The sequence below is a fragment of the Acetoanaerobium noterae genome (assembly GCF_900168025.1).
Taxonomy (GTDB): domain Bacteria; phylum Bacillota; class Clostridia; order Peptostreptococcales; family Filifactoraceae; genus Acetoanaerobium; species Acetoanaerobium noterae.
This window is the reverse complement of the sequence record NZ_FUYN01000006.1, coordinates 153,036-179,566: the sequence shown is the minus strand read 5'-3', so window position 1 is coordinate 179,566 and position 26,531 is coordinate 153,036. Positions and strand designations below refer to the sequence as shown.

26 protein-coding genes and 4 tRNA genes are annotated in these 26,531 nt (G+C 34.9%); 27 read left to right on the top strand and 3 right to left on the bottom strand.

What is annotated here, in order from left to right; all coding sequences use genetic code 11:
- Positions 1-12: 12 nt before the first annotated feature.
- The 18 genes from B5X47_RS11640 to B5X47_RS13730 all read left to right on the top strand — a co-directional run bounded on the left by B5X47_RS11640 (position 13) and on the right by B5X47_RS13730 (position 12,599).
- Positions 13-213, top strand: coding sequence for a DUF951 domain-containing protein (locus B5X47_RS11640; RefSeq protein ID WP_013362778.1), 201 nt, complete (start codon positions 13-15; stop codon positions 211-213).
- A gap of 130 nt (positions 214-343) precedes the next feature.
- A complete protein-coding gene (rpsF, locus tag B5X47_RS11635) occupies positions 344-631 on the top strand; it encodes a 30S ribosomal protein S6 (RefSeq protein ID WP_013362777.1) in 288 nt (95 codons plus the stop codon).
- Between the two features lie 28 nt (positions 632-659).
- Positions 660-1,109 carry a single-stranded DNA-binding protein gene (locus tag B5X47_RS11630; RefSeq protein WP_013362776.1) on the top strand — a complete coding sequence of 150 codons (450 nt, stop codon included), beginning with the start codon at positions 660-662 and terminating at the stop codon, positions 1,107-1,109.
- A 36-nt stretch (positions 1,110-1,145) separates the two neighbouring features.
- On the top strand, positions 1,146-1,382 hold the full coding sequence (gene rpsR, locus B5X47_RS11625) for a 30S ribosomal protein S18 (protein WP_013362775.1): 237 nt from the start codon (positions 1,146-1,148) through the stop codon (positions 1,380-1,382).
- 71 nt (positions 1,383-1,453) lie between these two features.
- Positions 1,454-2,089 carry a flavodoxin family protein gene (locus B5X47_RS11620; RefSeq protein WP_079590306.1) on the top strand — a complete coding sequence of 212 codons (636 nt, stop codon included), beginning with the start codon at positions 1,454-1,456 and terminating at the stop codon, positions 2,087-2,089.
- Between the two features lie 146 nt (positions 2,090-2,235).
- Positions 2,236-3,186: a YybS family protein gene (locus B5X47_RS11615; RefSeq protein ID WP_159446475.1), complete on the top strand. Its 951-nt coding sequence runs from the start codon at positions 2,236-2,238 to the stop codon at positions 3,184-3,186.
- Positions 3,187-3,201: 15 nt separating this feature from the next.
- On the top strand, positions 3,202-5,187 hold the full coding sequence (locus tag B5X47_RS11610; RefSeq protein ID WP_079590304.1) for a DHH family phosphoesterase: 1,986 nt from the start codon (positions 3,202-3,204) through the stop codon (positions 5,185-5,187).
- Positions 5,188-5,637, top strand: coding sequence for a 50S ribosomal protein L9 (gene rplI / locus B5X47_RS11605; RefSeq protein ID WP_079590303.1), 450 nt, complete (start codon positions 5,188-5,190; stop codon positions 5,635-5,637).
- Positions 5,638-5,661: 24 nt separating this feature from the next.
- Complete coding sequence (gene dnaB, locus B5X47_RS11600) at positions 5,662-6,987, top strand: replicative DNA helicase (protein ID WP_079590302.1); 1,326 nt, start codon at positions 5,662-5,664, stop codon at positions 6,985-6,987.
- Between the two features lie 9 nt (positions 6,988-6,996).
- Positions 6,997-7,590: a GNAT family N-acetyltransferase gene (locus B5X47_RS11595; protein WP_079590301.1), complete on the top strand. Its 594-nt coding sequence runs from the start codon at positions 6,997-6,999 to the stop codon at positions 7,588-7,590.
- A gap of 200 nt (positions 7,591-7,790) precedes the next feature.
- Positions 7,791-9,074, top strand: coding sequence for an adenylosuccinate synthase (locus tag B5X47_RS11590; protein ID WP_079590300.1), 1,284 nt, complete (start codon positions 7,791-7,793; stop codon positions 9,072-9,074).
- 148 nt (positions 9,075-9,222) lie between these two features.
- Positions 9,223-9,298: transfer RNA gene (locus B5X47_RS11585), tRNA-Lys, on the top strand.
- Between the two features lie 6 nt (positions 9,299-9,304).
- Positions 9,305-9,379 (top strand) — tRNA-Glu (locus B5X47_RS11580).
- Positions 9,380-9,384: 5 nt separating this feature from the next.
- Positions 9,385-9,460, top strand: a tRNA-Val gene (locus B5X47_RS11575).
- A 3-nt stretch (positions 9,461-9,463) separates the two neighbouring features.
- Positions 9,464-9,547 (top strand) — tRNA-Leu (locus tag B5X47_RS11570).
- Between the two features lie 99 nt (positions 9,548-9,646).
- Entirely contained in the window at positions 9,647-10,345 is a 699-nt protein-coding gene (locus B5X47_RS11565; RefSeq protein WP_079590299.1) for a response regulator transcription factor, read from the top strand.
- A gap of 133 nt (positions 10,346-10,478) precedes the next feature.
- The gene (locus tag B5X47_RS11560) at positions 10,479-11,408 is read left to right on the top strand and encodes a CPBP family intramembrane glutamic endopeptidase (protein WP_079590298.1); all 930 of its coding nucleotides are present in this window, start codon (positions 10,479-10,481) and stop codon (positions 11,406-11,408) included.
- 42 nt (positions 11,409-11,450) lie between these two features.
- Positions 11,451-12,599: a sensor histidine kinase gene (locus tag B5X47_RS13730; protein WP_143215816.1), complete on the top strand. Its 1,149-nt coding sequence runs from the start codon at positions 11,451-11,453 to the stop codon at positions 12,597-12,599.
- Positions 12,600-12,601: 2 nt separating this feature from the next.
- On the opposite strand, the gene B5X47_RS11550 is transcribed toward B5X47_RS13730, so the two are convergent.
- Positions 12,602-14,338: a GGDEF domain-containing protein gene (locus B5X47_RS11550; protein WP_079590297.1), complete on the bottom strand. Its 1,737-nt coding sequence runs from the start codon at positions 14,336-14,338 to the stop codon at positions 12,602-12,604.
- 200 nt (positions 14,339-14,538) lie between these two features.
- On the opposite strand from B5X47_RS11550, the gene B5X47_RS11545 reads away from it, so the two are divergent.
- Positions 14,539-15,306, top strand: coding sequence for a formate/nitrite transporter family protein (locus tag B5X47_RS11545; protein ID WP_079590296.1), 768 nt, complete (start codon positions 14,539-14,541; stop codon positions 15,304-15,306).
- Between the two features lie 240 nt (positions 15,307-15,546).
- Here the strand turns inward: B5X47_RS11545 and B5X47_RS11540 are convergent, their stop codons facing one another.
- The gene (locus B5X47_RS11540) at positions 15,547-16,533 is read right to left on the bottom strand and encodes an ATP-binding protein (RefSeq protein WP_079590295.1); all 987 of its coding nucleotides are present in this window, start codon (positions 16,531-16,533) and stop codon (positions 15,547-15,549) included.
- Between the two features lie 52 nt (positions 16,534-16,585).
- Positions 16,586-17,875 carry a DnaD domain-containing protein gene (locus B5X47_RS11535; RefSeq protein ID WP_079590294.1) on the bottom strand — a complete coding sequence of 430 codons (1,290 nt, stop codon included), beginning with the start codon at positions 17,873-17,875 and terminating at the stop codon, positions 16,586-16,588.
- Between the two features lie 139 nt (positions 17,876-18,014).
- Between B5X47_RS11535 and yycF the strand changes: the two genes are divergently transcribed.
- The 8 genes from yycF to B5X47_RS11495 all read left to right on the top strand — a co-directional run bounded on the left by yycF (position 18,015) and on the right by B5X47_RS11495 (position 26,530).
- Positions 18,015-18,710 (top strand): response regulator YycF, encoded by a 696-nt coding sequence (gene yycF, locus B5X47_RS11530; RefSeq protein ID WP_079590293.1) that lies wholly within the window; start codon positions 18,015-18,017, stop codon positions 18,708-18,710.
- Positions 18,711-18,715: 5 nt separating this feature from the next.
- The gene (pnpS, locus tag B5X47_RS11525; RefSeq protein WP_079590292.1) at positions 18,716-20,524 is read left to right on the top strand and encodes a two-component system histidine kinase PnpS; all 1,809 of its coding nucleotides are present in this window, start codon (positions 18,716-18,718) and stop codon (positions 20,522-20,524) included.
- A 142-nt stretch (positions 20,525-20,666) separates the two neighbouring features.
- On the top strand, positions 20,667-21,122 hold the full coding sequence (locus B5X47_RS11520) for a hypothetical protein (protein WP_079590291.1): 456 nt from the start codon (positions 20,667-20,669) through the stop codon (positions 21,120-21,122).
- A gap of 4 nt (positions 21,123-21,126) precedes the next feature.
- A complete protein-coding gene (locus tag B5X47_RS11515) occupies positions 21,127-22,479 on the top strand; it encodes a YycH family regulatory protein (protein ID WP_159446474.1) in 1,353 nt (450 codons plus the stop codon).
- A complete protein-coding gene (yycI, locus tag B5X47_RS11510; RefSeq protein WP_159446473.1) occupies positions 22,460-23,236 on the top strand; it encodes a two-component system regulatory protein YycI in 777 nt (258 codons plus the stop codon). Before B5X47_RS11515 ends, yycI begins: the two co-directional genes overlap by 20 nt.
- A 24-nt stretch (positions 23,237-23,260) precedes the next feature.
- Positions 23,261-24,055, top strand: a complete 795-nt coding sequence (locus tag B5X47_RS11505) for an MBL fold metallo-hydrolase (RefSeq protein ID WP_013362758.1) — start codon at positions 23,261-23,263, stop codon at positions 24,053-24,055.
- Positions 24,056-24,068: 13 nt separating this feature from the next.
- Positions 24,069-25,163 carry a serine protease HtrA gene (gene htrA, locus B5X47_RS11500; protein ID WP_079590288.1) on the top strand — a complete coding sequence of 365 codons (1,095 nt, stop codon included), beginning with the start codon at positions 24,069-24,071 and terminating at the stop codon, positions 25,161-25,163.
- 158 nt (positions 25,164-25,321) lie between these two features.
- Positions 25,322-26,530 carry an efflux RND transporter periplasmic adaptor subunit gene (locus B5X47_RS11495; protein ID WP_079590287.1) on the top strand — a complete coding sequence of 403 codons (1,209 nt, stop codon included), beginning with the start codon at positions 25,322-25,324 and terminating at the stop codon, positions 26,528-26,530.
- Position 26,531 lies beyond the last annotated feature (1 nt).

The window sequence follows — 26,531 nt, the reverse complement described above, 5'->3', positions numbered from 1 at the left end:
GAGGAGATTTTCATGCCTATAAAATTTGAAATTGGAGATGTTGTAGAGCTTAAGAAAAACCATCCTTGTGGAGGTAACACCTTTGAAATCATGCGTATTGGCATGGATTTTCGCATAAAGTGTTTCACGTGTGACAAGCAGCTTTGGATAGAAAGAGCTGAGCTTGAGAGAAGACTCAAAAAACATATAAGCAAGGATGAAGCAAAAAAATAATCTGCTTAAGTTCAAAAAAATTGCTTTTTGCTATGAAAGCTGATATTATAGATTAGTATGAGATTTAATACTTGTCTCATCTTTCTGCTCTAACGTTAGAGCCGTACAGTCCAAAGGGAGGTGAAATGTAATGAGAAATTATGAATTAATCTATGTTCTTAGACCAAACCTAGAAGAAGAAGCTAAAACTGCTGTCCTTGACAAAGTTAAAGGCATCATCGAGTCTAGCGGAGAGGTAGTAAAAGTAGATACATGGGGAACTAGAAAGTTAGCCTATGAAATCGAAAAACTTACAGAAGGTTACTATGTTCTTATCAACTTCAAGTCAACTACTGAAGTTCCTAAAGAAATCGATAGAAACCTGAAGATTATGGATAACGCAATTCGTCACATGATCGTAAAGCTTGACGAAAAATAATAACGATACAAAGTAAGGTGGGATATTGATGAACAGTGTAATACTTATAGGAAGACTCACAAGGGATCCGGAATTAAGATACATTCCTTCAACAGGAAATGCTCTCACCACCTTTTCCATTGCGGTAGACAGAGCTTTTACTGGTAAAGATGGTCAAAAACAGACAGACTTTTTTAACATAGTAGTATGGGGAAAAAGCGCTGAATACTGTGCAAACTATCTTGCTAAGGGAAGACTAGCTGCTGTAAAAGGCTCTATCCAAAATAGAACCTATGATACAAAGGAAGGCGAAAAAAGGTATATCACTGAGATTGTTGCCGAGAATGTTCAGATACTGGAATGGGGCGACAAAAGTGAGAGAACGAGTAATTCATCTTTTAGAAGTGCTTCTAGCAATCAAAATGACAATGTTTTTGAACCTGAGGGTTTAGATTCAGATGGATTCCGTGCTCTTGATGATGATGACGTACCATTTTAAGCCAGTTTTACTACCTTAAAGAAGGAGGGAAAAAAGATGGCTATGCAAAAAGGAAATGCAAGAAGAAGAAGAAAAAAAGTTGATCCGTTCGCGGGTAAAAAAATAAATATGATAGACTACAAAGATGTAAATCTACTAAAGAAATATATCTCTGAAAGAGGTAAGATTCTTCCAAGAAGAATTACTGGTACATCAGCTAAAGCTCAAAGAAAACTTACTTTAGCTATAAAAAGATCAAGAAATATTGCTCTTTTACCATATGTTGTAGACTAAATACCAAACCCAAATCTGAGAGATTTGGGTTTTTTTCTAATTATAATTTAATTATTAAAGGAGGCAGAAAAATGAAAGTAGTTGCATTTAATGGTAGCCCTAAAAAAGAAGGTAATACTTATCATGCTATAAAGCTTGTGGCAGATGAGCTTGAAAACCAAGGGATAGAAGTAGAAATCGTTCATGTTGGAAATAAAGCTATAAGAGGATGTATGGCATGTGGTGCTTGCTATAAATCAAAAGATGAGCAGTGTATAATGAAAGACGATGAAGTAAACAGCTATATTCAGCTAATGAAAGAAGCAGATGGAGTAATTCTAGGCTCACCAGTATACTTTTCTGCTGTTGCAGGTACTATGAAATCGTTTTTAGATAGAGCCTTTTATGTATCTAGTGCAAATGGTAACCTGTTAAGACATAAGGTAGGAGCAAGCGTAGTTGCAGTTAGACGTTCTGGAGGAGTTCCTGCATTTAACCAGCTTAACAACTACTTAAACTATGCAGAGATGATGGTTCCTTCATCTAACTACTGGAATGTAATCCATGGAAGCAAACCGGGTGATGCTCTTCAAGATGAAGAGGGAATGCAAATTATGAGAGTACTTGGTAAAAACATGGCATATATGATGAAATTAATGTATACAAAAGAGGCTGAAGAATTGAAGCCAGACCAAGAGAAAAAGGTTGCTATGAGCTTTATTAGATAATATCAATGCGAGTCATGTAGTTAAATGTGTTATAAAGCTAGATTTAGAGAACTTTATTTTGAATTTTTTAGCAGTAGCCCTAAAGATGTCAAGCTATAAGGTTTATGGTATAATATCTTGATAGACTACTTTAGGAGCTGATGCTGTTGCAAGAACCAAAACCAAAGAAAAAAAATATAGATTTTAATAGGAAAAGTCTTATAGAGTCCTCATTACTTACAGTGATAGGAGTTATATTCATATTAATAGGTACTTATGTGCCGTTTTTATCGTTTCTATCGCTATTTACATCTGTACCTGTAATCATAACTACCTACAGAAACAAAATGTATTATGGCTTATTAAGTGCAGTTACAACGACAGTTATTTTAGGCTTTTTTATTCACCCCATAACTGCTTTTTCTGCTCTTTTAGTATTTCTCATTCCAGGGGTATGTATAGGCTTTTTTATGAGAGAAAAGCGCCCTGCTTTTGAGAGCGTATTTTATGGATTTCTAGCTATGACCTTTACTACAGTAGTTTTTATGCAAGTGCTTTCGCTATTTCTCAGTATAGATATTTTAGACAGCATACTTGCAATACTTAGAGAATCTCTCAATCTTCAATATGAGATGATAAAGGAAATTCCAAATGTAAAAAAACCTAATGTAGAAGAAATCCTTAGCTCAGTTAAGCTGTTTTTCCCTTCTATAATAATTGGCTCTACGCTTCTTATGTCGTTTTTGAACTACTATATGTCAGCTCTTATAATAAGAAGAACTGGTGATAAAAACCATGTGGCGAGCATTACAGAATTTTCTATGCCAGGGAATATATCTCTTGGTGTGCTGATTATTTATCTGCTTACTTTGGTTTCTGGATATTTTAATTATCCTTATTATGAAACCTTAGTTTTAAATATGGCTGCTATTTTTATACTTTTATTTTTCTTGCAAGGGATAGCAGTGATAGGATATTTCTTTAAACACGCTAAGCTAAATAAAAGTGCAAAGACTATTTATATTCTTCTGCTGATTGTACTACTGCCCGTATCTAGCTTTATATCAATAATCGGATTTGCAGATGCTGTATTTAATTTTAGAAGATTAAAAAGATAGCTTGGGAGGAATGTAATGAAAACTAGCCTTAAGATAAATATACCTGAATCAAAAGCCTATCTTCTTATTATAGGAATTCTAAGCATTACCCTGCTGTATTTTAACCTATATATAGGCTCTGCCGCTCTTTTGCTGCTTTTATATCTCATTTACTATAACCACAAGATTATTTCAAAGAGAAATCTTCAGTGGGTGGAGTATATAGAGACCTTATCCATGGATATGGACAAAACTGCAAAGCAGACCCTTATAGATTTTCCACTTCCCCTATGTATACTTAACAATACTGGAAATCTGACCTGGTATAACGGAAAATTCAGTAAGCTAGTAAAGCAAAATGATATGATAGAAAAGCCTATAGACGAGGTAGTACCTTCTATAATGCTCGATAACTTTACGAAATCAGATACAGCCAATATGCAGACGCGTACCCAAATTGGAAATAAAATCTTTGATATAAAATACAACATAATAGAAAATGAAAATCATGAGAAATCATTTGCACTTTATTTCTTTGATGTCACAGAGTTCAATGAATTAAAAACCGCCTATGAAATGGTCAAGCCAGTCATCATAAATCTTCAGGTAGACAGCTTTGACGAGGTGCTGGATTCAGCATCAGAGGATGTAAGACCTATAATAGAGGCAGAGGTAGAACGAACTATTAAGCTATGGACAAATAAGCATTCAGGTGCATTTAGAAAAATCACCAAGGACAAATATCTGGCATTTATGGATGAAAAAGCACTGCGTGATTTAGAAGCTGATAAATTTTCTATTTTAGATGAAATTAGAAAGATAGACCATGGAAACTCTTTACCGCTTACACTGAGCATAGGAGCAGCTTCTATGGCAAGTGACTTATCTTCAACCTACAAAAACTCTATAACCTCACTGGACTTAGCTCTAGGAAGAGGAGGAGACCAGGCAGTAATAAGAAGAGATGAGCGCTCTATTTTCTATGGAGGAAGATCAAAGGCTGTAGAAAAGAAAACTAGAGTAAAAGCAAGAATTATTGCTCACGCGCTTAGAGACTTAATAAATGAGAGTGAATCTGTAATCATCATGGGTCATCATAACCCAGATCTCGATTCTATGGGCTCGGCTATAGGTATGTATGGAATCTGTAAGATGCTTAGTAAAAAAGCTCATATAGTTTTAGACCATCCAAACTCATCTATAGATGTGCTTTATGATAGGTTAAAAGCAAACGATAATTTTAAAAATATATTTATGGCAAAAGAAGAAGCTCTTAGGGTCATGACTCCTTCGACTCTCTTAATTGTTGTAGATACTCATAGACCGAGCTTTACAGAGCATCCTGCACTGCTTGACATCTCAGAAAGAATCGTGCTTATTGACCATCATAGAAGAGGAGTCGAGTTTATTGATAAAGCGGTGCTTGTGTATCATGAAACCTATGCATCCTCTGCGAGTGAAATGGTCACAGAGCTGATTCAGTATGTAAAGGATAGACCATATATAGATACCTTGATTGCAGAATCATTGCTTTCGGGAATTACGCTAGACACAAAGAACTTCACTTTTAAAACAGGGGTTAGAACCTTTGAAGCCGCTGCGTTTTTAAGAAAATTTGGAGCTGATACCATAGCTGTTAAGCAGCTTTTCCAAGGAGATTTAGATAGCTTCTTAGTAAAAGCTGAAGGAATAAAAAATGCGAAAATTTTGGGAGGAAGCATTGCAATTACTTCTTGTCCTGAAAACCTCGACAACCCATCTTTAATTGCCGCTCAGATAGCAGACGAACTGCTAAACATCAGGGGAGTAAAAGCTTCATTTACAGTAGCAAAAAGAAGCGATGGACTAGTATTTATAAGTGCTAGGTCACTATCCGATGTCAATGTTCACATGCTGATGGAAAAACTAGGCGGAGGAGGGCATATAGATACTGCAGGAGCCCAGCTTAAGGATGTATCAACAGAAGAAGCAGTAGAAAAAGTAGAAGAGCTAATAATGGAATTTTTAAAGGAGGAAGAATAGATGAAAGTTATATTTTTAAAGGACGTAAAGGGAACAGCTAAAAAAGGCGAAATGAAGGAAGTAAGCGATGGCTATGCACGTAACTTCTTAATTCCAAAAGGAGTGGCAAAGGAAGCTACAGCAAGCTCAATAAACGATTTGAATCAGCAAAAAACAGCTGAAAGCTTAAAAAAACAAAAAGAAGAGCAAGATGCTAAGGATTTAGCAGAAAAGCTAAAAGCTATAACGGTAACTATGTTTTCGAAAGCTGGAGATGGGGGTAAGTTATTTGGCTCAATTACATCAAAGGACATAGCAGAAAGACTGAATAAGGAACATAAAATTGATATAGATAAGAGAAAAATCCTATTAGATGATCACATAAAAATGCTTGGGTCTCACACAGTTCCAGTTAAGCTTCATCAAAATGTTACTGCTGAGTTTCGCGTAGAAGTAAAGCAAAAGGATTAATCAACTTATCCAGGAGGTAGGCTTATGGAGGGGAAATTACCGCCTCATTCCATCCAAGCTGAGCAATCAGTTCTTGGAAGTGTTTTAATTGATAGAGAAGCAATGCTTGTAGTAAGTGATGTACTTCAAGAGGATGATTTTTATAAGGATGCTCACAGAGAGATATTCCACTGCATGATGGATTTGTACAAAAAAAGCGAGCCTATAGACCTTATAACCTTGTCTGAAGGCTTAAAAAAGAGATCATCTCTGGATATGGTAGGTGGAATAACTTATCTTACTGGGCTTTCTACTGCTCCTGACTTTACTCGCCATGTAAGCAAGTATGCAGAAATAGTAAAAGAAAAATCCATACTACGTAAGCTTATAAAAGCATCAGGCTTTATAATGGAGCGAAGCTATGCAGGAGAAGATGAAGTAGCGGACCTACTAGAACAGGCTGAAAAAAGCATATTTGATATATCACAATCTAAAAGTCAAAAGAGCATGGCAGCTATTTCACAGGTACTACTAAGCGCATATGAAATATTGGAAGAGCTGTATAGAAATAAAGGAAGTATTACAGGTCTTACTACTGGCTTTATAGATTTGGACAGAAAAACAAATGGGCTTCAAAAAACTGATTTAGTGCTTATTGCAGCTAGACCAGCTATGGGAAAAACTGCTTTTGCGTTAAATATTGCTCACAATGCAGCTCTTAAGGATAGCTGTAAAGTAGCTCTATTTTCTATGGAGATGAGTAAAGAACAGCTCATTCAAAGGATGATAGCAGCAGAGAGTAGAGTTGAGCTAAATAAGCTTAAAAATGGAAATCTGGATGAGGAAGAATGGCCAAAGGTCATAACTGCAATGGAAGTTCTTTCCAAGACAGATATTTATATAGATGATACTCCAGGCATAAGCGTAGTAGAGCTAAGGTCAAAATGCAGAAGGCTTAAAATGGAAAAAGGACTGGATATGGTTCTTATAGATTACCTTCAGCTTATGGAGTCAGATTCAAAAGGAGAAAGTCGTCAGCAAGAAATATCTAAGATATCTCGTTCACTAAAAATATTAGCGAAAGAATTAGAATGTCCAGTAATAGCTCTATCTCAGCTATCGCGTGCCCCAGAGCAGCGTTCTGATCATAGACCTATACTATCAGACCTGAGAGAATCAGGAGCCATAGAGCAGGATGCTGACCTTGTTATGTTTCTATACAGAGATGAATACTATCACGAGGATTCAGACCAAAAAAACATAGCAGAGGTTATTATTGCAAAGCACAGACATGGAGAAACAGGTATGGTTCCTCTGACATGGCTTGGACAGTTCCAGTTATTTCACAATGTAGCCCACATGAGGGAGTAAAGCATTAATATGGATGATAAGATTATATTATGGGGAAATAAAGTAAGTGTAAGGTCAATGCGTAAGGAAGATGTGGAAAAAATGCTCCACTGGTCCTTGCATGACGATTTACTTTTTTACGATTACAATTTCCCATATATGGATATAGAAGAAAGGCAGCAGTGGTTTGAGCTTAAAACAAAAGGCTTAAAGCGATGCTTTAGTGTTTTTGATATGCAAGGTCAGATGGTGGGATATATGTCTCTTAGAAATGTAAGCAGGCTATTTAAACGAGCTGAACTTGGGATAGTGTTTGATCCTGGAGAGCTATCTAAAGGCTATGGCAGTGACGCAGTTACTACTTTATTAAAATGGTATTTCAAAGAGCTAGGATATAGAAAGATGATCCTCACAGTGGCAGCTTACAATGAAAGAGCTATAAAATCCTATAAGAAAGTTGGATTTCAAAAATATGCTCAGCAATTTGGGGAATTTATGAATCCAAAAGTGAATCCTCTTATAGATGAAGACTTTAAGCATATCAAGAAATATTTTAGAAAAAAGGGAAATAAGCTAGAAGTTCTCTACTATAAAATGCAGATATCCACATTATCCACAGAATAACTTGAATTATTTGTGGATAATGTGGATATATTTGATTTCGTCAATAGAAATTTATAAAAATTTATTAAGCTTAGGAGTATTCATCTATAATTGAACGATTGGCAAGTCTTAACAAAAAACTAAGGTTGCTATAAATACGAATGTTTGGTAAAATATTATTTGTTTAGTTCGACTTATTACGAAGTATGTAGGAGGCGCTTATGTCTGGTTTAGCCATTATCGGTTCTCAGTGGGGAGACGAAGGAAAAGGAAAAATAATAGATTATTTAGCTAAAAGTGCGGAGGTTGTAGTTAGAGCACAAGGAGGAAACAATGCTGGACATACAGTAGTTGTGGATAACGAGAAATATGCTCTTCATTTAATTCCGTCTGGTATACTTAACCCAAAAGCTATAAACATCATAGGAAATGGTGTAGTACTTGATCCTAAAGTGTTTTTAGAGGAAATAGAAAAATTCGAAGCTCGTGGAATTGATACTTCAAGTATTAGAATCAGTGAGCGTACACATATCATACTACCTTATCACAAGACTATGGATGCCTTAATGGAAGAAAAAAGAGGCGCTATGGATATTGGAACTACAAAAAAAGGCATAGGTCCATGCTATATGGATAAAGCTGAGCGTGTAGGAATAAGAGCTCTTGAATTTATAAGAGAAGATATATTTGCAGATAGATTAAAGCAAGAGTTAGAAAAGAAAAATGAGATTATCACAAAAATATACAATGCAGAGCCTCTTGGCTATGATGAAATATTTAATGAATACAACCAGTACGCTAAAAAACTAGCGAAATATGTGGATAATACAGAGAAAATTATAAATGAAGCTCTAAAAGCAAATAAAAATGTTCTATTTGAGGGAGCTCAAGGCTCAATGCTAGACCTTGATTTTGGAACCTACCCTTATGTTACTTCTTCTCATCCTACAGTAGGTGGCTTTGTAGTGGGAAGTGGAGTAGGCTTTGGAGCTATAAATGAAGTTATAGGTATAACAAAAGCGTATACAACAAGAGTTGGAAAAGGACCTTTTGTTACAGAGCTAGAAGATGCTACAGGCGACTTAATTCGTGAAAAAGGTCATGAGTATGGAACTACTACAGGAAGAGCTAGAAGATGCGGATGGCTTGATTTAGTAGTGCTTAAATATTCTGCTATGATTAATGGATTTACGGCTATTTCACTTATGCTACTTGACGTGCTTTCAGATTTTGAAACTCTTAAAATCTGCGTTGGCTATGAAATAGATGGTAAGATCACTACAGATTTCCCTGCATACCTAGGAGATTTGGAAAAAGCAAAGCCTGTTTACAAGGAAATGCCAGGGTTTAAAGGTGATATCACTGAAGTGAAAACCTATGAAGATTTGCCTGAAAATGCAAAGGAATATATTAAGACAATAGAAGAATTTATCGATGTTCCAGTTAAGATTATTTCTGTAGGTCCAAGAAGAGACCAGACGATTATGAGAGCTTCATTCTTTTAATTTTGGGAGCTTCATTCTTTTAATTTTGGGAGCTTCTTTCTTCTAAAAATATGATTTCTTCAAAAATTTAAAAAACCTCTTAGAGGTTTTTTAAATTTTTTATTGACAATGTCTTTTGATTTTGATATATTATACGAGTGCCAACTAAGACCCATTAGCTCAGTCGGCAGAGCACCTGACTTTTAATCAGGGTGTCCCGCGTTCGAGTCGCGGATGGGTCACCAGCTTAAGGCCCCTTGGTCAAGCGGTCAAGACACCGCCCTTTCACGGCGGTAACAGGGGTTCGATTCCCCTAGGGGTCACCATTTGTGGGCTCATAGCTCAGCTGGGAGAGCACCTGCCTTACAAGCAGGGGGTCACAGGTTCGAGCCCTGTTGGGCCCACCACATGCGGATGTGGCGGAATTGGCAGACGCACTAGACTTAGGATCTAGCGCCTTGTGCGTGGGGGTTCAAGTCCCTCCATCCGCACCAATAAATCAATCCAGTATTGATGGTACCAAAAAAGTCCTTGATTTCAAGGGCTTTTTTGTTGTATAAAAAAGTAAAAAGAAAACATAGGTGGGTGTTGGGATGTATAAAGTTTTGATTGTGGAGGATGAAGCAGATATTAGAAATCTCATAGATGAGACTATGAAAAAAAGGGGATATGAAACTTTTACTGCTGGTGATGGATATGAGGCTCTTAGATTACTAAGTCGTACGTCAGCAGATATTGTAGTTTCTGATATTATGATGCCTCATCTAGATGGACTGAGTTTAGTCAAAGAGATAAGAAAAACAAGTAATATACCAGTAATTTTCTTATCGGCTAGAAATGACGATGTAGATAAGATATGGGGACTAGGCATAGGTGCAGATGATTATGTAGTAAAGCCTGTCAATATTAATGAGCTTGTAGCTAGAATAGAAGCTCAGCTTAGAAGAACTAAGATATATGATGGATATTGTACTATAATATCTGAAAATATCCAGCTAGGGGAGTTTATATTGGATGAAGACAAGTGCGAAATCACCCTTGACGGTAAAGAGATAAAACTTTTAGCAAAAGAATTTAAGCTTTTAGCTTATTTTTTAAAAAATCCTGATAAAGTAGTAACTAAGAAGCAACTCTATAAGCAGGTTTGGGACGATGAATATTATTTTGATGACAACACTATCACTGTTACTATTAGCAGGCTTAGAAGTAAAATTGAAAATAAGGATAGAAAATACATTTATACTATAAGAGGATTGGGATATAAATTTAAGGTTGATGTAAGAATCGTTTAATTTGTATGAAATCAGCAGCTGATAAGATAGTGTCATCAGCTGCTTTTTTATTTGTGAATTAAGGTTTCTAGAGCCAACTGGCAATATTTTATCGTATTAATTTGTAGAGTTCTTATTGTAAAAGGAGATAAAAATGAATAAAACTAAAGAATTTTTAAAAAATCATGTCATAATCACTGCAATGATTAGCTGTATAGCTTTTCTCGCAATCTATTTTTCAGTAGAAAAGCTCATGCCTAGCGAGAAAGCTCTTGAGCTATATTTAAACGGAAATCCAACACTTAACCTATTAATCAGTGATGCAAAAAGAATAGCGGCTATTGGATTATTTACTTTTCCGATGATGATATATTTAGGCACATTTGAAATTTCAGGAATAAAAACAACAAAGGGTCTAAAAAAAGGTCTAATATTAGGACTAGGAGTAATTTTGCTTAGCTGGGGAATAGTAGCTTATTCTATGATGGACACCCTAAAAATCAGCATAGAGGCAGGCGTTTTTAGTTGGAGCGATTGGAGCTTTAAAGGAATAGGTTTAGCGCTTTTAGTAAGCCTAACCTGCCTTATGATTGGAGTGTTCGAAGAGACTTTATGTCGAGGAGTTATATTTCTTAATATGCTAGAAAAATGGGGAAATTCACGTAAGGGGCTATATAAGGCTGTAATTATATCTGCGCTGCCTTTTGGACTTTTTCATTTAATTAACTTAACCAGTGCCACTTATGGTGCAGATAAATGGGCTATAGTGTTTCAAGTTATATATGCTACTGCATTTGGGATATTTAGCGCAGTATTATATCTTAGATGTAAGAATATTTGGGCCTTGATTTTAGTTCACGCTATTATAGATTTTGCCCAGTTATCGTTTTATATTTTTATTCCATCAGATATAATATATGAGATGGATAAGCTCACTGTAATGACTCAAAGTAATTTTATATCGCAAAGCATCCAGTATGTATTATTTACTTTGGGTTTATTAGCTTCAGCTTATATTATGATGAGAAAAGTAAAAGTAAAAAGGCTGAATGAAGCTAGTTATAATGCCAATATAGCTGGGTAGATTTGAACAGATAGACCACTAAAAGAGAAATGGGTGAACTAAATGAAGATGGTTGCGCTATCAGATGTTTTCAAAAAGAAGTACACTATATATTTATCTATTACTATATCTCTTTTAGTTATGTGGTTTGTCGGATTTACTAAAATAATTAGGTACATTGAGAAGTACTATGAAGGTAAAGGGCTAGAAGATAAAGACGTATATTTTCATGCTAGTCATATATTAATTGTATTTGAAAATCAAAATAGTGCAACTAGTGTTGGAATAGCAGTTGCTTTGTCTTTTATTGTGCTTATTGGGCTTTTATGGTTATTTACTTTTATCTATTCTAAATATACTTCAAAAAAACTAGAAGAATCTTTGTCTTATTTGAAGATTCTCACACAGAAAATTAGGAATGAAGATTATAATTTTTATGATTATCAGGAAGATATAACAGAGTTTGCTCAGGTAAAGGAAGCTTTTTCTATCATGGCAAATAAAATTAATGAAGAAATAAATAAAACTCAGGCAAGTGAGAAGATAAGAAAAAATTTGATTTTGGATATATCGCACGACTTAAAAAATCCTCTCATGAGCATTGACGGCTATATTGATATGATGCTATCAGAGACAAAAGATTATAATCAGAAAAGGTACCTAGAGATAATAAAAGAAAATTCAAGTAGAGCTAATAATCTAGTAATGAATTTATTTGAGCTGGCAAAGCTTGAGTCAGCAGAGTATTCATTGGAGCGTAGTAAAGTAGATTTTAGTGAGTTATTAAAAAATGTATTAATTGAAAACTTAAGGGAGCTAGAGCTTAAAGGACTTACTACCGAGCTTGAGATACCAGATGAAGAGATTTTAATATTAGGAAATGAGATGGAATTAAGAAGAGCTTTTTATAATATTTTGGATAACGTAATGAAATATCATCAAGAAGGAGCTGTATTTAAGGTTTCATGCAAACGTAAGGATGCTTTTGTAGATATCTTGTTTTCAAATAGGAGTAAAATAGAGCTAAAAAATCTACATATGCTAACAGAGCCTTTTACAAGACTAAAAGGCTCTGAAAATCTAAGCTCTCAGGGAGCAGGCTTGGGTCTTTCAATAGTAAGAAAGATTATTGAGGCACATAGCGGGAGCATTTATTGCCTAAGTCATGAAGAAGGAGAATTTATAATATCAATAAGGCTTCCCTGCCTATAGTTTTATACGACTATTATTACATCTCCATCTGTTTGCTTGCATTTTTTCTTGATTTCAGCAATCATACTTGAGAGCTCTTCTATATCAGAAGGCTGGAAGGCTTTATTTGTAACTATTGCAATAGAAAGAGTCACGATAGGAAAGGTTTGAGTAAAGCCGCTCCTGTTTTTAGAAACTATATATCCTCTTTTCCAGTCGTCGGGATGGTATAAAAAGCAGATAGCTTCTCTAAAGGTCTTACATATGTAGCTACATAGCTCTTGAGCGTTGTGGTTATTTACTATAACAACAAAGTCATCTCCACCAATATGTCCAATAAAGATACCTTCATAGCAACATTTTCTCATGGAATCGGCCAGAGCCTTAATCATTAAATCTCCATTGCTAAAACCATAAGCATCATTGTAGGCTTTGAAATTATCCATATCAAAGTAAGCAATTGACCAAGGAGAGGTTTTTACAAAGGTATTTATAATCATCTCTTGAATTTGGTTATTGCCAGGAAGACCAGTAAGGGGATTGGAGTCAGCAGCTCGTTTTACTTGAAGAGAAACGGCGGCGAGAAGCAAATCCTTAACTGTAACAGTGCTTTTATATTCTTGATTACTGGTGACAGCAACGGAGTCGTAAATACATGAAGCTTGTCTTTCCATAGAAAGATTTGCAACTTCATCTATTCCCATAGCCTCGTCTACTGCTAGAAAATCCTTTATCATGATATCGCTTATTTTAGTTTTTTTATTGAGGTTGTATCCATATTCACCACTGAATTTTTCTAAAATATGCCTCCTAGGAAGTATCCCACATACTTTATTAGACTCATCGACCACAAAAAACTCTGATATAGCAGAATCTTCCTTCATGGCATCGTAAACTAAAATAGAAGGCTTATTAAATAGAACGGTTTTATTTACAGTTCCAATTTCTGATATTTTTCCAAATATATGTCCCTTTGAATGAGGCTTAGCTTTATTGTGACAGCTAGTGATTTGAAATGTGGTATCGAAGTTAGGAGCTAAGAACTCACTATTTGGTTTTGATAAATAATATCCCTGAGCGTAATCTGCGCCTAGGTATATAAGCACTTTCAGCTCCTCTAGTGTTTCTACACCTTCCGCTATTACTCTTATTCCTGCCTCCTTGCAAAAGTTTATAGTTGCAGACACGGCAGATTTTTTTATAGGATCCTTATCTATGTCTCTTATCAAATCCATATCTAGCTTGATGTAATCTGGAGAAAAAGCACAGACTCTGTTTAGTCCTGAATATCCTGAACCAAAATCATCTATTCCTATCTTAAAGTTCTGGCTTCGATAATGCTCAATTGAAGCGATGAAAACATCTACTGAATTTACAGCGTTTTTTTCTGTTATTTCGAAAACTATATCCTCGGGGTCGATTTTAAACTGAGCTAATTGCTGCCAAGTAAATCCGCTTTTAAGGTCAGGGTCGTGAATTATATTTGCATCTACATTGAGAAATAATTTAGTTCTTAAAGGTTTGTCTATAGCTGCTTCTAGAGCTTTCTTTCTGCAGAGCTTTTCTAGTTCCCAAAGGCGCTTTCTTTCAGAAGCTAGATGAAATAATTCTTCTATATTAAGTGTAGAATCAGGAAGAGTTATGCGACTGAGTGCTTCATAGCCTAGGACATCTCCTGTTCGAAGTGATACTATGGGCTGAAATACTGGGCGTATAAACTCGCCTTCTAAAATCCTTATAAGTTCGTTTTCCTTTTCCACCTTTGACCTCCTGAAACAATATATGTAAATTCCATGTTCATTTTATCAATATTTTTGAACTCAACTATTATGGCTTTGTTAAAAATATTAAAATTATGTATATTATTTTCAATTTAGTGTGACTTTTATCACATTAAGGATATAAAAATAATGTTAAGATTATGTCACGTTAAAAAAATCACGATAAAGGAGGAAATAATTTGTTTACAGAAACGAAGAATCTACTATCAGAGGTTGCTGTTAAAAAAGTTAATTTTTACAAATCTGGAATCATAAAATATTTGATAGCATCTATGTGGGCAGGAGCCTATGTTGGTTTTGGAATTTTCCTAATTATGACTATAGGGGGACTTGGCTCAGAAAGTAATTTTCCTTTTACAAAAATGCTTATGGGACTTTCCTTTGGTATTGCACTTAGTCTAGTTATCATGGCTGGCTCAGAGCTTTTTACAGGAAATAATATGATACTTACGGTAGGCGCACTTGATAAAAAAGTTACATGGAAAGACTCTGCTAACATCTGGGTTTGGAGCTTTATTGGAAACGCTATAGGCTCTACATTACTAGGACTTTTATTGTCACTTACAAATGCAGCAGCTACACCTACAGGAGCTTTTATACTTAAAACTGCAGCTACTAAAATGAATGGTGATTTTATACCGCTTTTAGTAAATGGTATCTTGTGTAACCTGCTAGTTTGCTTAGCAGTGCTTTGCTCAATTAAGATGAAGAGCGAATCAGGCAAGCTTATTATGGTGTTTTGGTGTTTGTTTGCTTTTATTACGAGTGGATTTGAGCATAGTGTAGCCAACATGACAATATTTGCAACTGCACTATTCATGCCTCATCCAGAGACTGTATCACTTATGGGAGTTTTTCAGAATATGATTCCTGTTACACTAGGAAACTTTATAGGAGGAGCATTGCTTCTAGGAGCTTCATACTTCTATATGGGAAAAGAAAGCTAATATAAACTAACCCCTTTACTAAAGAAAGAAGCTTGTAGCTGTCTTTAAGTAAAGGGGTTTTGTATTATGAAATTATATAGATCCAAGAAAAATTAGAAACGGAATTGTATTTATAAAGCTTAGTATATTCACATACTCTGTATGAAATAAAAAAGTAAACCTTCTTTGTCACTGAAATACCTAGTTTTTAATGATAGGAAACCCTCACTGAACTAATGTATCAGTGGTGGGGGGTTCATGCTAAAGCTTCCACCTTATATCACTACCGTAGAACTTATAAAAATCAAAATGCATGACCATTCTTGAAAATATTCTGTCTCCATAGACCTCGTTTAATTCCTTTGGAGTCAAATTGGTTGATATTATAAGCTTTCTAGCGTGCATTTCTCGAAGGTTTAAGATATTAAAAAGCTGGTTTATTACAAAGCTATTTGTCATTTCAGAGCCTAGGTCATCGATTATTAGAAGCTGAGTATCCATGATTAAATCGTGAATTTCCTTGGAGCTAGTTTTTAAGAAGGTTTCACGTGAAAAGGTATAGTCTGATAACCGGTTAAATAGCTCAGAAGAGCTGTAGTAAAGCACTGTTTTGCTATTGTCCATTAGAGCTTTGGCAATAGAGGTACATAAAAAAGTTTTTCCGAGTCCTGGAGGCCCATAAAATAAAAGGCTCTTTTGGTCTTTATTTCCAAAATTCTCAATAAAATCATAGGATATTTGCTTAAGAAACTTCATATTTTCTTTTGGTGACTTGGCTTCATTTGTAATATTATCATCAAAAAGGCTTATATCGAAGTTACTGAAGTTTTCGTTTTCTATTTTGTCGGTGATATTTGAGTTTTTATAAGCCTCTTGTATCAGCCTATTAATTAAGCAGGTACATTTTTCATATAGCCCGTTTTTTTCGATGAACCCTGTGTCTTTACATAGCTGGCAATCGTGGTGAACCTTCAGCATTTGAGGAGTAATCCCATGTAAATCCAGAAGCTTATGCTTTTGCGCTATTTTTTCATCTATAGCTGCTTTTATCTCAGGCATCTTATCGCTTTCACCTGTTATAGCTAGCTTTGACAGTCTTAAGTTTAGCTCGTAAATTTCATCATCTAGCTTTGCAAGCTCAGGAAATCTACTATGAAGTACAGATATATTTTGCTCATGCTGTTTTTGAGCTTTATCTCTTTTTAGCTGATATTCATATAGTATTTTGTTAAAAATCTGATCCTTCATAATTTCGCCTACTTTCTTTACTATAAATAAATTCTATGAATTTTGACTAGATTTATTTTTGCCTTTTTTTCATTAGCTTCGCTTCTAGCTCCTCGTTATCGAGCTTTGAGTTTACAAGAGTAGAGGCTTTAGTAGGTCTAGTCTTTGATACTTGCCTTGCTGGTTTTTCATCTATTATATCTTGAATTTCACTTAAAGTTATTCCATCTGCTTTTTCAGCTAGCTTTATAGTTTCAGAGCTGGATTCGTTTGCAGTTTGACTAGGGCTATTTAAAAATGTAAAAAGACTTTCTATACTAAGCAGCGCATTAACGGATTTCAAATGCTCTACAGCACTAAGACAGATATCTAAAGGAAAAGCTGTATACAGGTAGTGAAGCATTTTATCCTCGCTGTCAGTTATGATTCTATTTTCTAATTTAATAGCCTCCATAAGCTTAGTTCTATGTTCTAAAGCTGTTATTTCAGGCTTTACATGAGGAGAAGAGCCTCTTTTTACGAGCTTCTCATGCCAATTTTTAAGGATACCATTTACATAGTTTAAGTTTGGATTTTTAATTGCTAGAGATTTTTCAAAAGCTTTTTCAATTACCTCCATAGAGAAGTTCATATTGTCAACCCAAGTATCCATGAGCTTTTCCTCTGCTTTTGTAGGAAGTCTGTACTCACCAAGAAGGGATAGGATTTTGCGGTAAGTAAAGTACCTTTTATGCCTATTTTCAAGATGTTGTTCTAAGTCTTCCTTGGTTCTTACACCATCTAGATACCAGGTTCTAAGAACAGACAAGGAGCCAGCTACAGTTTTTATTTTTTTTATACTGGCAGAAAAGGAAAACGCCTCTATGACTAAATCCGTAGATACGTTGTATTCCTTCATGAACTCATTTATAGTTCTAAGCTCGTTGTAGCTTAGTATTCTTTTTAGGATTCCCTCTATTTTATCAAACATGCCTTTTAGATTTTCATTTTTTGATAATAGAATAAGCTCGTCTGTGCTTACTGTAGTTTTGAGATTGGATTTATTAAGATAAAGGTTTTTTAAGTCGATAAACTCTATGCTAAAATCCCAAGCCAAGGCGTTGTCAGAGCTATGCTTTTTTATTACTCCACAGCTTTCTAAAAAATCCCAAGCCTCTAATACCTCTTCTAGGGATAGCTTCAATTTATTTGCAAAGCTTTGATTATCCATCATTTCATTTTCTTTAGAAGAAACTAATAAATAATATGCATATAGATATATTTTGGCAAATTTTCCATCTATTACAGGCAGAATTTGCTCAAAGAAAATAGCTGGAACATCTATGTCAGCCAGTTGTAGATTTTTTGTTTCTTGAAAAAACATTTACTCACATCCTAATTAAGTCTTAACTTGCTATTGTTATTATACCATAGGAAATTTATCCTCAAAAAAGGAAAACTTTGTTATAATCTTTTTTTTGGTATAATGATATAAATATAAGAAATACATGGAGGAGCTAACTATGAAAAATAGAGTGCTTATTGCAGAGGACGAGAAACCTATATCCGATATAATAAAATTTAATTTGGAAAAAGAAGGCTATGAAATAATAACAGCCTATGACGGTGAGGATGCTCTTAAGAAAGCATTAAATGAACAGCTAGAGCTTATCATCTTAGATATTATGCTGCCTTCTATGGATGGATTTGAGATTTGCAAAAGAGTTAGAGAAAAATCTTCAGTGCCTATAATTATGGTTACGGCTAAAGAAGAAGAGGTAGATAAAATTTTAGGGCTAGAGCTAGGGGCGGATGATTATATCACCAAGCCATTTAGCATAAGAGAGCTAGTTGCAAGAGTAAAAGCCAACGTTAGAAGACAAGAGATGAACATAAATGCTGACCAGCAGGAAAAAGAGATAATTAAAAACAAGGATTTAAGCATAGATCTTATGAAGTATGAAGTTAAAAAAGGTTCAACTAGCATTGATTTAACTGTTAGAGAATTTGAATTGCTGAAATTTTTGGCAAAGCAAAAAGACCAAGTGTTCTCTAGAGAGCAGCTATTAGAAAGAGTATGGGGTTATGAATACTATGGAGATATTCGTACAGTTGACGTTACAGTTAGAAGGCTAAGAGAAAAGGTTGAGGACGATTCTTCAAATCCTACCTATATCATGACTAAACGCGGCGTTGGATATTATTTTAAAGGAGAGTAAATTTATTGTTTAAAAGTATACGCTATAAACTGATAATACTTTATTTTCTGCTGGTTTTTATCGCCATGCTCATAGTAGGGGTGTTTATAACCGACCAGTTTGAGAAATACCATCTCAATATAGTAAAGGACAATCTAACCTATACAGCAAACAATGTCGTAAGGACTATGATAAAAGATGTAGACCTCATAGAAAATAAAGATGATATCCAGGAAAATCTCATAAAAAGTACTATATCCTTAGGATATGAAATATCTATCATTGAGGGAGACTCATATAACATAATAGCATCTACTAATCTCGATTTTGTGGACAAGAATGCTATGGATGTACTTGAAAAATCAGTTATTTTATCTAGCCTAAACAACAGAGTAACTGAAAAAGATATCCAAAGTGATAATGCGGAGTCATATAGGATAAAGCATATGGCTTTTTCCTATAAAGAGGACCAATCTGATAATCTGGATTATATAATTTATGGAAGAGCAAGCTTAGACAGTGTTTATAGGACACTGTCTAATTCTACTGTCATTTTACTTAGAGCGACTGTTATAGCACTTCTTGTCACTATAGTTTTAGGATACTTGATGGCAGGCTCTATTACAGTTCCTATAAATCAGCTTACTATGAAAGCTCTAAAAATGGCTAAAGGGGACTTTAGGCAAAGAGTTACAGTCAAATCAGATGACGAGATAGGTCAGCTAGGAAGCATGTTTAACTATCTTACTGAAAAGCTAGATACGACTTTGCTGGAAATATCCTCAGAAAAGAGCAAGCTAAATGCCATAATAAAGCATATGGAGGATGGGCTAGTTGCCATAGATGGAAAAGGCCAAATAATCCACTACAACCCTAGCTTTCTATCCATGCTGAACCTTAGGGAAAAAGACCTTACAGACAAAAGCTACGATAAAATAATAGATGATTACTCAAAGGATTTAGAGTATGGAGCAATACTTCAAAAAAGCATATCAAACAGCAGTGAAAACATAATATTTGAAAACAATAAAAAAAGAATTCTAAAGGCATCACCAGCCCTTTTTAGAGATGAGGCAGGAAGAATATCTGGAGCTATAGTAGTTTTTCAGGATATAACTGAAAGCCAAAGACTGGAGGATATGAGAAGAGAATTTGTAGCAAATGTATCTCATGAGCTAAAAACTCCTATAACAACAATAAAAAGCTACTCTGAAACCTTGTTATGTGGAGCTCTAGAAGATAAGGAGCTATCCAAGAACTTTGTAGAGGTAATTGAAAATGAAGCAGACAGGATGTCCTCGCTAGTTAAGGACTTGCTTCAGCTATCCCACATGGATTATGAGAAGGTAGTATGGGAGATGCATCATCTGGATTTAAGAGAGATAGTCACGGATTCGGTTAGAAAGCTAGAAGTTCATTTCCAAAATAAAAACCAGAGACTTAATATGCAAATTTCTGATGAAGCTGTGCCTATATATGCAGATAGGGGTAAAATTCAGCAGGTAATTATTAACCTGCTTACAAATGCAATAAAATACACGCCTGAAAATGGAAACATAAGAATTAGTGCACAGGTTGTGGATAAAAATGCCATTTTTGAAGTTCAAGATAGTGGAATTGGAATTCCAAAAGAAGATATAAAGAGAATATTTGAAAGATTTTATAGAGTTGATAAAGGAAGGTCAAGAGCCCAAGGCGGGACAGGGCTTGGCTTGTCTATAGCTCATAACATAATTAAGCAACATAAGGGCAGTATTAAGGTATCGAGTGAGCTAGAAAAAGGCAGTATTTTTACTGTTTACTTTCCTGTGGATAATTCTGTGGATATCTTGTAACTCATACTTAATTATGGTGTAATAATTTTGTAACAAATTCTATGTATAATCAATAGTGTTATAATAGATAAATTAGGTATTGTGGAAAACTATATCAAATTGATATAGAAAAAGGCTTATGAAAAAGGAGGTGCTTTATAATTTGAGAAAAATGAACTTTGCAATCATAACACTAATTATTACAGTTATATTCATGTCTACAAGCATCAACTCCTTTGCTGCATCGGTATCTGACACTAAACAGGCCATATTAACAGCGCCAAAGACCGAAAGCTTTTCTACAACTAACAGTACAGTTGTAATAGCTGGAACAGGTCAAAAAAACGACAAGGTTAGAATCGAGCTGTACACTAAGAAAGGCGAAAGCTTTTCTGAATTGCAAGCAGAAATAGAACTAGTGGTTGATGCACTCGGCGTTTTTAGCAAGGAAGTTCAGCTATTTCCAGGGGAAAACAAAATAGTTGTTACTCTTTCAAACGCAAAAGGCGAAATCTCGGAGTCAAGATTTATTAACTATATCAAAAAGATTATAGAAATAAATGAGATAATTCGCGGTTTAGATGTAAAAAATTCTCCATCTGTCTTAGGTGGACCATAGGAAGATGAATATGAATAAAGAAAAGCTAAAGAGCAATTTGCTTATCTTTCTGTTTCTTTCATCTGTGGTGTTGACATTTATAAAATTTAATTTTATAGAGAATTTCAATCTTTATGAGAAAAATCCATATTCCTACTCACTTAGCCTTGAAGCTGGACTTCAAAGCACACTTAGGCCCATTCAAGTAGTAGTTAGATTTGGAGGAAATAACAACACCAAGATATTAAGCGGCAGACAACGATATTATCAGCAGTCAAAAAATCTTTTGAAGCTTTCTTTATCAAAAGCCCAAGGCTTAGTAGAGGTAGATGCTATGGCATATGAAAAAGCCAAGCAGACCAAAAGCTTAGAACTTAGCTTTACTTCATTAAATGGAAAACTCCTTTCAAGGAGTTTTTTTTTAGAGAAGTCTTTGATAGAGAGCCTCAATGATATAACTCAAATTTTAATTCCTCTAGTAGATGAAAATGCTATCTACATAGTTGATTCAGGAAAAACCTATAAATTGCTTACATCCAATGAAAATAGCTTAGCGATGGTAAATGAACTGGAAAAATCATCCTATATAAAATACTATTCTCTTAAGTACTTGTTCGGATCAAGCAGTGAAGTTTTAGTGCCCGGAAATGAGTTTAATATCTTATATAAAGCTTATGATACGGTTAGCAGTATGACTCCTGAAAAAAGCGATGAAATAGCTAAAGATATATTTAATGAAAGATATGACTTTATCAATAGAATAGTTGAAACAGACGGCTCCAATATTTACACATATAACTATGGGCAGCAGCTTTTAAAAATTCAAACCAACGGCTATATAGAGTATTTGAATGAAAATCTGCCTTCAAAGGACACTGATGTTTCAGATGCTGTTCTTGGAGCTATGAACTTTCTAACAAAGCTAGATATAGATTTAAAATCAGTAGGTTATGAAGAAGCTACTCCAGTTAAAGTCAAAGGTAAAAATGGATATAAAATAGTATTTACAGAAGTGATAGATGATTTGAGACTCATGCCAAACGCTTCTAAATACAAGCTAAGCCTTATAGTTGTAGGTGATACTGTACATTCGTTTACAGGAATAAGAAGGAGTATTCTTCCTTATGATTTGTCGAGGGACCAGTCTATACTTTTACCATTTAAGGTTTTAGATACTCAGTTTTCTGTACTTAGCTCCAAGTTTAACGTCAAAAACGGAGTGGAGCTGTTTGACAAAATAGACGATATAGAATTATTATATTTTATGGATAACCAGTATATGCTCATTCCTTCATGGCAGATTACTATAGAAGGCAAAGAGTATGTTTTCAATGGATATACGGGAGAGATACTCTATTATGGATTGGGGCAAAGCTAAAACCTATCTTATTATCGCTTTTACAATTACAAATATAATTTTGATGTTTAGTATATTTTCTGATAGAACTGATGAGAATTCTTATTTTACTAAAGAATCTTATGAAAGCCTAGAGCAATTTTTACTACAAAAAAACCTAAATTTACACACAGAATTACCTAAAGAAACGCCTAAAATGGGTACATTAAAGGTTGAATATCAATCCTTTGACCTCAGAGATTTGGAATCTAGGTTTTTGGAATATAAAAGTAATATTGAAATTTTGGGCGATAAGACTCTGACTTTAAAAGCAAAACGAAAGCTAGCTTTATTTGACACAGACCACGCAAAATCAGATACCAAGCTATTTATTGACACCTACGATTTGGGCAAGGATTTTGATTTGAAATACGCATCATTTGAAGGTGAGAATCTCGTAGTTGTTTACAATTCTGTTTACAAAAATAGATTTTTGGAAGACAGCTATATGAAATTTACTTATTTTCCTGATGAAAGCTTTGAGTTTGAAATGCTCAAAATGAATCCAGTAGAGGAAAGTAAGAACAAAAAAATAGTTATGACTTCTATTGAGGCTGTGATGAGAGCTAGCAACATGATGGAGGAAAATGAAACTATCACTGAAGTGGTTTTGGGATATAACTATGCTCAGTACGAGAGCCTATCGATAGCCAAAACAAAGACAGCTACTGCATTTCCTTGCTGGAGAATAAAAACTAAAGAAAATCAATATTACTATATAGAAGCCTTGGAGTTCTAAATATCCTTATGAGGAGCAGTAATTATGAGTATACGATATATATCAGTTGCGTCTGGAAGCAGTGGAAATTGCCACTATATAGAAAAATCTAAGACCAAGATACTAGTCGATGCTGGTCTTAGTGGCAAGAAAATAGAAGAGCACCTAAGGCAGCACCATGTAGACTTAAGCACTCTTGGAGGAATCATGGTCACGCATGAGCATTCAGATCATATCAAAGGGGTAGGTATAATATCCAGAAGATATGATGTGCCTGTTTTTGCAACTATAAAAACCTGGGAATCCATGGAAAACTGTCTAGGAAAGATTAAACCTGAAAATAAAAGGGTATTTACTCCCTATGAAAGCTTTTCTATTGGAGATATAGAGATAAATCCATTTTCTACTAGTCATGACGCTGTTGATTCTTGTGGATTTGCTATTAGTGATGGCAAAAACAAGCTTTCTATTGCTACTGATTTAGGCTGTGTCACTGATAAAGTTATGGAATATATCAGTCACAGTGAGCTCGTGATTCTGGAATCAAATCACGACGAGCAGATGCTAAAAATGGGTAGCTATCCATATTATCTAAAGCAAAGAGTGCTGTCTGAATTTGGACATCTTTCTAATGCTGATGCAGGTGATGTAGCTGCAAAGTTAGCAAAGCTTGGAACTAAAGCTGTACTTTTAGCTCACCTCAGCCAAGAAAACAATATGCCAGTGCTGGCTTATCAAACTGTTGCTAGTATTATGGAGGAGCAAGGCGTATACGCAAACAAAGATATGGATTTGATGGTTTTAGAAAGAAGTCGTGTTTCAGATATTTTTATAATATAGGGAGGATGAGATGATGAGTTCAAAAGGCTCAGGATTCATTCAAGCACTTGTTGGTGCGATACTTGGGAGTGTAATAACCATGCTGGTTATATCTCAAAATATACTTCCGTTTATGCAAAACATAAATCCAAATACACAAAACAACAACCCTCAGACGGCATCGATAAATGTTGAGGGGGACAATCCAGAAACGATATACAAGGCTGTAGTTCAAAAAGCTATGCCATCTGTGGTAGGTATTACAACAGTATCTACTCAAAATGACTTTTTCTTTGGAGCAAGGCAAACCAGCGGCGTAGGTACAGGCGTAATAGTAGATGAAAGAGGGTATATCCTTACAAACTCCCATGTGGTCGACGATGGAACTGCAACTTCAGTTACTGTGCTATTTTATGATGGAAGTAAGCAGGAAGCCAAGGTGCTATGGAATGAAAAAGCTCTTGACTTAGCTGTTATCAAAGTTGAAAAAACAGGTCTTCCAGTGGCTGAGCTAGGAGATAGCGATACTGTAGAAGTAGGAGATATTTCTGTTGCTATAGGAAATCCTCTAGGCTTAGAATTTGAAAGAAGTGTAACTCAAGGTATCATAAGTGGATTAAATAGAAGTATACAAATCAGTGAAACTGAAAGCATAGATAATCTGATTCAGACAGATGCATCAATTAATCCAGGAAATAGTGGAGGCCCACTACTTAACTCAAAAGGTCAGGTAATAGCTATAAATTCTGCTAAAATAAGCAGTGCAGAAGGTCTTGGATTTGCGATACCTATTAATATTGCAAAACCTATAGTAGATCAGTTTATAGAAAAAGGTGAGTTCCAAAGAGTATATCTAGGAATAAGAGGAGTAGATGTGGACTACTATAAACAAGCCACTGGAGCTAACCTTAACATTGAAACAGGTATTTATATAGCATCTGTAGAGCCAGGAAGTGCAGCAGAAAAAGCAGGACTTAAAGAAGGCGATGTCTTAGTTAAATTTGATGGTAAGGACATGGATCAAATGTCAAAACTAGTAAGAGAGCTTTATTCAAAAAGACCAGGTGATAGTGCCTCTGTAGAAGTATTTAGAGATGGAAAAACTATAAATGTAGATATTACTTTTTAGAATATACGAAGAAAGTCTTTCTTCCTTTCAAAAATTGTGGAACCGAGTTCCACAATTTTTTTTAGATTAAAAAAGATTTTTGAAGCCCACTAGAAATCAAGGTTAATTTGAGTATTAAAGGGTATCAAAGAGGTATTAAACTAAAGGGAGGAGATAAAATGAAAGATAATAAGAAACTAATAAAAAACCTTATAATTGCAATACTTTTATTTGCAATTTTATTTTTTGGATATAAATTTTTCACAAAACCAAAAGAAGTAGGCTATGTAGGTCTTACTAAATCCAGCTATCAAGAAACTGTTCTTGCCAGCGGAAGAGTAGAAGCAGGTGAGTCTAGAATAGTAACTTCAGAAGTGGCATCAAGGCTAGTATCTCTATTAGTAAACGAAGGCGATGCAGTAAATCAAAATACGCTGCTTGTAAAGCTAGACAGCAGTGATTTGAGCAAAAACATCAATGAAGCCAAAGCTTCAGTAGGGTCAGCTTCAGCAAATTACAATAAAATAGTAACCACCTCATATGAAATAGCACAGTCAGATATAGAAAAGCTAGAGCTAGAGTTATCTCAGCAAACTAGGGAGCTTGAAAGAAAAACAGCCCTCTATGATTCTGGAGCTATTCCATTGATAGAATTAGAAGCTGTTACGGATAAAGTTAATCTTCTAAACAAACAGCTAGAAAGTGCAAAGCTCACACTTAATTCCTATGCACCTGAAGGCAGTGAGGCAAAAAAAGCTTCAGCTAGCATAGAGCAAAGCAGAGTAACTCTTAAAAATTTAGAGCAGTCATTTGGAAAATACTCTTATTCATCACCTATAGCTGGGACTATTGTAGAGCTAAATGTAACTGAAGGAGAATTTGTTCAGCCTGGACAGACGCTCATGAAGATAGTGGATTTGGATGACAAGTATGCACAGATTGAAGTGGATGAAAAAAGCATAACAAAAGTATTTGTGGGACAAAAAGCTTTTATATACCCTTCATCAGACACAAGCTTAAAACTAGAGACAACAGTTAGAGAAATAGATAAAAGCGTAGATAGCGAAAAAGGTACAGTAGCAGTAAAATTAGATATTCCAGTTATAGACAGCGACAAATTTCTTCTAGATTTGAGCATAACAGCTGAGCTTATCTTAAATGAATATCAAGATGCATATGTAATAGATGCCAACTATCTTTCATATGAACAGAACCAGGCGTATGTTCTAGTAGAAAAAGATTCAGTAGCTGTAAAACAGCCTGTTACTGTAATAGGAAGCGGATCTAAAAGAATAATTGAGGGAGATTTTTCTGAAGATATAAAACTTCTTAATCCTCAAGAAGTAGAGCCAGGCGATAAAATAAAACTGATGTCTGAGGGTGAGTAAT

Coding starts and splice junctions, on each gene's coding strand:
- B5X47_RS11640 (WP_013362778.1), top strand. CDS start 13: ATGCCTATAAAATTTGAAATTGGAGATGTTGTAGAGCTTAAGAAAAAC.
- rpsF (WP_013362777.1), top strand. CDS start 344: ATGAGAAATTATGAATTAATCTATGTTCTTAGACCAAACCTAGAAGAA.
- B5X47_RS11630 (WP_013362776.1), top strand. CDS start 660: ATGAACAGTGTAATACTTATAGGAAGACTCACAAGGGATCCGGAATTA.
- rpsR (WP_013362775.1), top strand. CDS start 1,146: ATGGCTATGCAAAAAGGAAATGCAAGAAGAAGAAGAAAAAAAGTTGAT.
- B5X47_RS11620 (WP_079590306.1), top strand. CDS start 1,454: ATGAAAGTAGTTGCATTTAATGGTAGCCCTAAAAAAGAAGGTAATACT.
- B5X47_RS11610 (WP_079590304.1), top strand. CDS start 3,202: ATGAAAACTAGCCTTAAGATAAATATACCTGAATCAAAAGCCTATCTT.
- rplI (WP_079590303.1), top strand. CDS start 5,188: ATGAAAGTTATATTTTTAAAGGACGTAAAGGGAACAGCTAAAAAAGGC.
- dnaB (WP_079590302.1), top strand. CDS start 5,662: ATGGAGGGGAAATTACCGCCTCATTCCATCCAAGCTGAGCAATCAGTT.
- B5X47_RS11595 (WP_079590301.1), top strand. CDS start 6,997: ATGGATGATAAGATTATATTATGGGGAAATAAAGTAAGTGTAAGGTCA.
- B5X47_RS11590 (WP_079590300.1), top strand. CDS start 7,791: ATGTCTGGTTTAGCCATTATCGGTTCTCAGTGGGGAGACGAAGGAAAA.
- B5X47_RS11565 (WP_079590299.1), top strand. CDS start 9,647: ATGTATAAAGTTTTGATTGTGGAGGATGAAGCAGATATTAGAAATCTC.
- B5X47_RS11560 (WP_079590298.1), top strand. CDS start 10,479: ATGAATAAAACTAAAGAATTTTTAAAAAATCATGTCATAATCACTGCA.
- B5X47_RS13730 (WP_143215816.1), top strand. CDS start 11,451: ATGAAGATGGTTGCGCTATCAGATGTTTTCAAAAAGAAGTACACTATA.
- B5X47_RS11540 (WP_079590295.1), bottom strand. CDS start 16,533: ATGAAGGATCAGATTTTTAACAAAATACTATATGAATATCAGCTAAAA.
- B5X47_RS11535 (WP_079590294.1), bottom strand. CDS start 17,875: ATGTTTTTTCAAGAAACAAAAAATCTACAACTGGCTGACATAGATGTT.
- yycF (WP_079590293.1), top strand. CDS start 18,015: ATGAAAAATAGAGTGCTTATTGCAGAGGACGAGAAACCTATATCCGAT.
- B5X47_RS11515 (WP_159446474.1), top strand. CDS start 21,127: ATGAATATGAATAAAGAAAAGCTAAAGAGCAATTTGCTTATCTTTCTG.
- yycI (WP_159446473.1), top strand. CDS start 22,460: ATGGATTGGGGCAAAGCTAAAACCTATCTTATTATCGCTTTTACAATT.
- B5X47_RS11505 (WP_013362758.1), top strand. CDS start 23,261: ATGAGTATACGATATATATCAGTTGCGTCTGGAAGCAGTGGAAATTGC.
- htrA (WP_079590288.1), top strand. CDS start 24,069: ATGAGTTCAAAAGGCTCAGGATTCATTCAAGCACTTGTTGGTGCGATA.
- B5X47_RS11495 (WP_079590287.1), top strand. CDS start 25,322: ATGAAAGATAATAAGAAACTAATAAAAAACCTTATAATTGCAATACTT.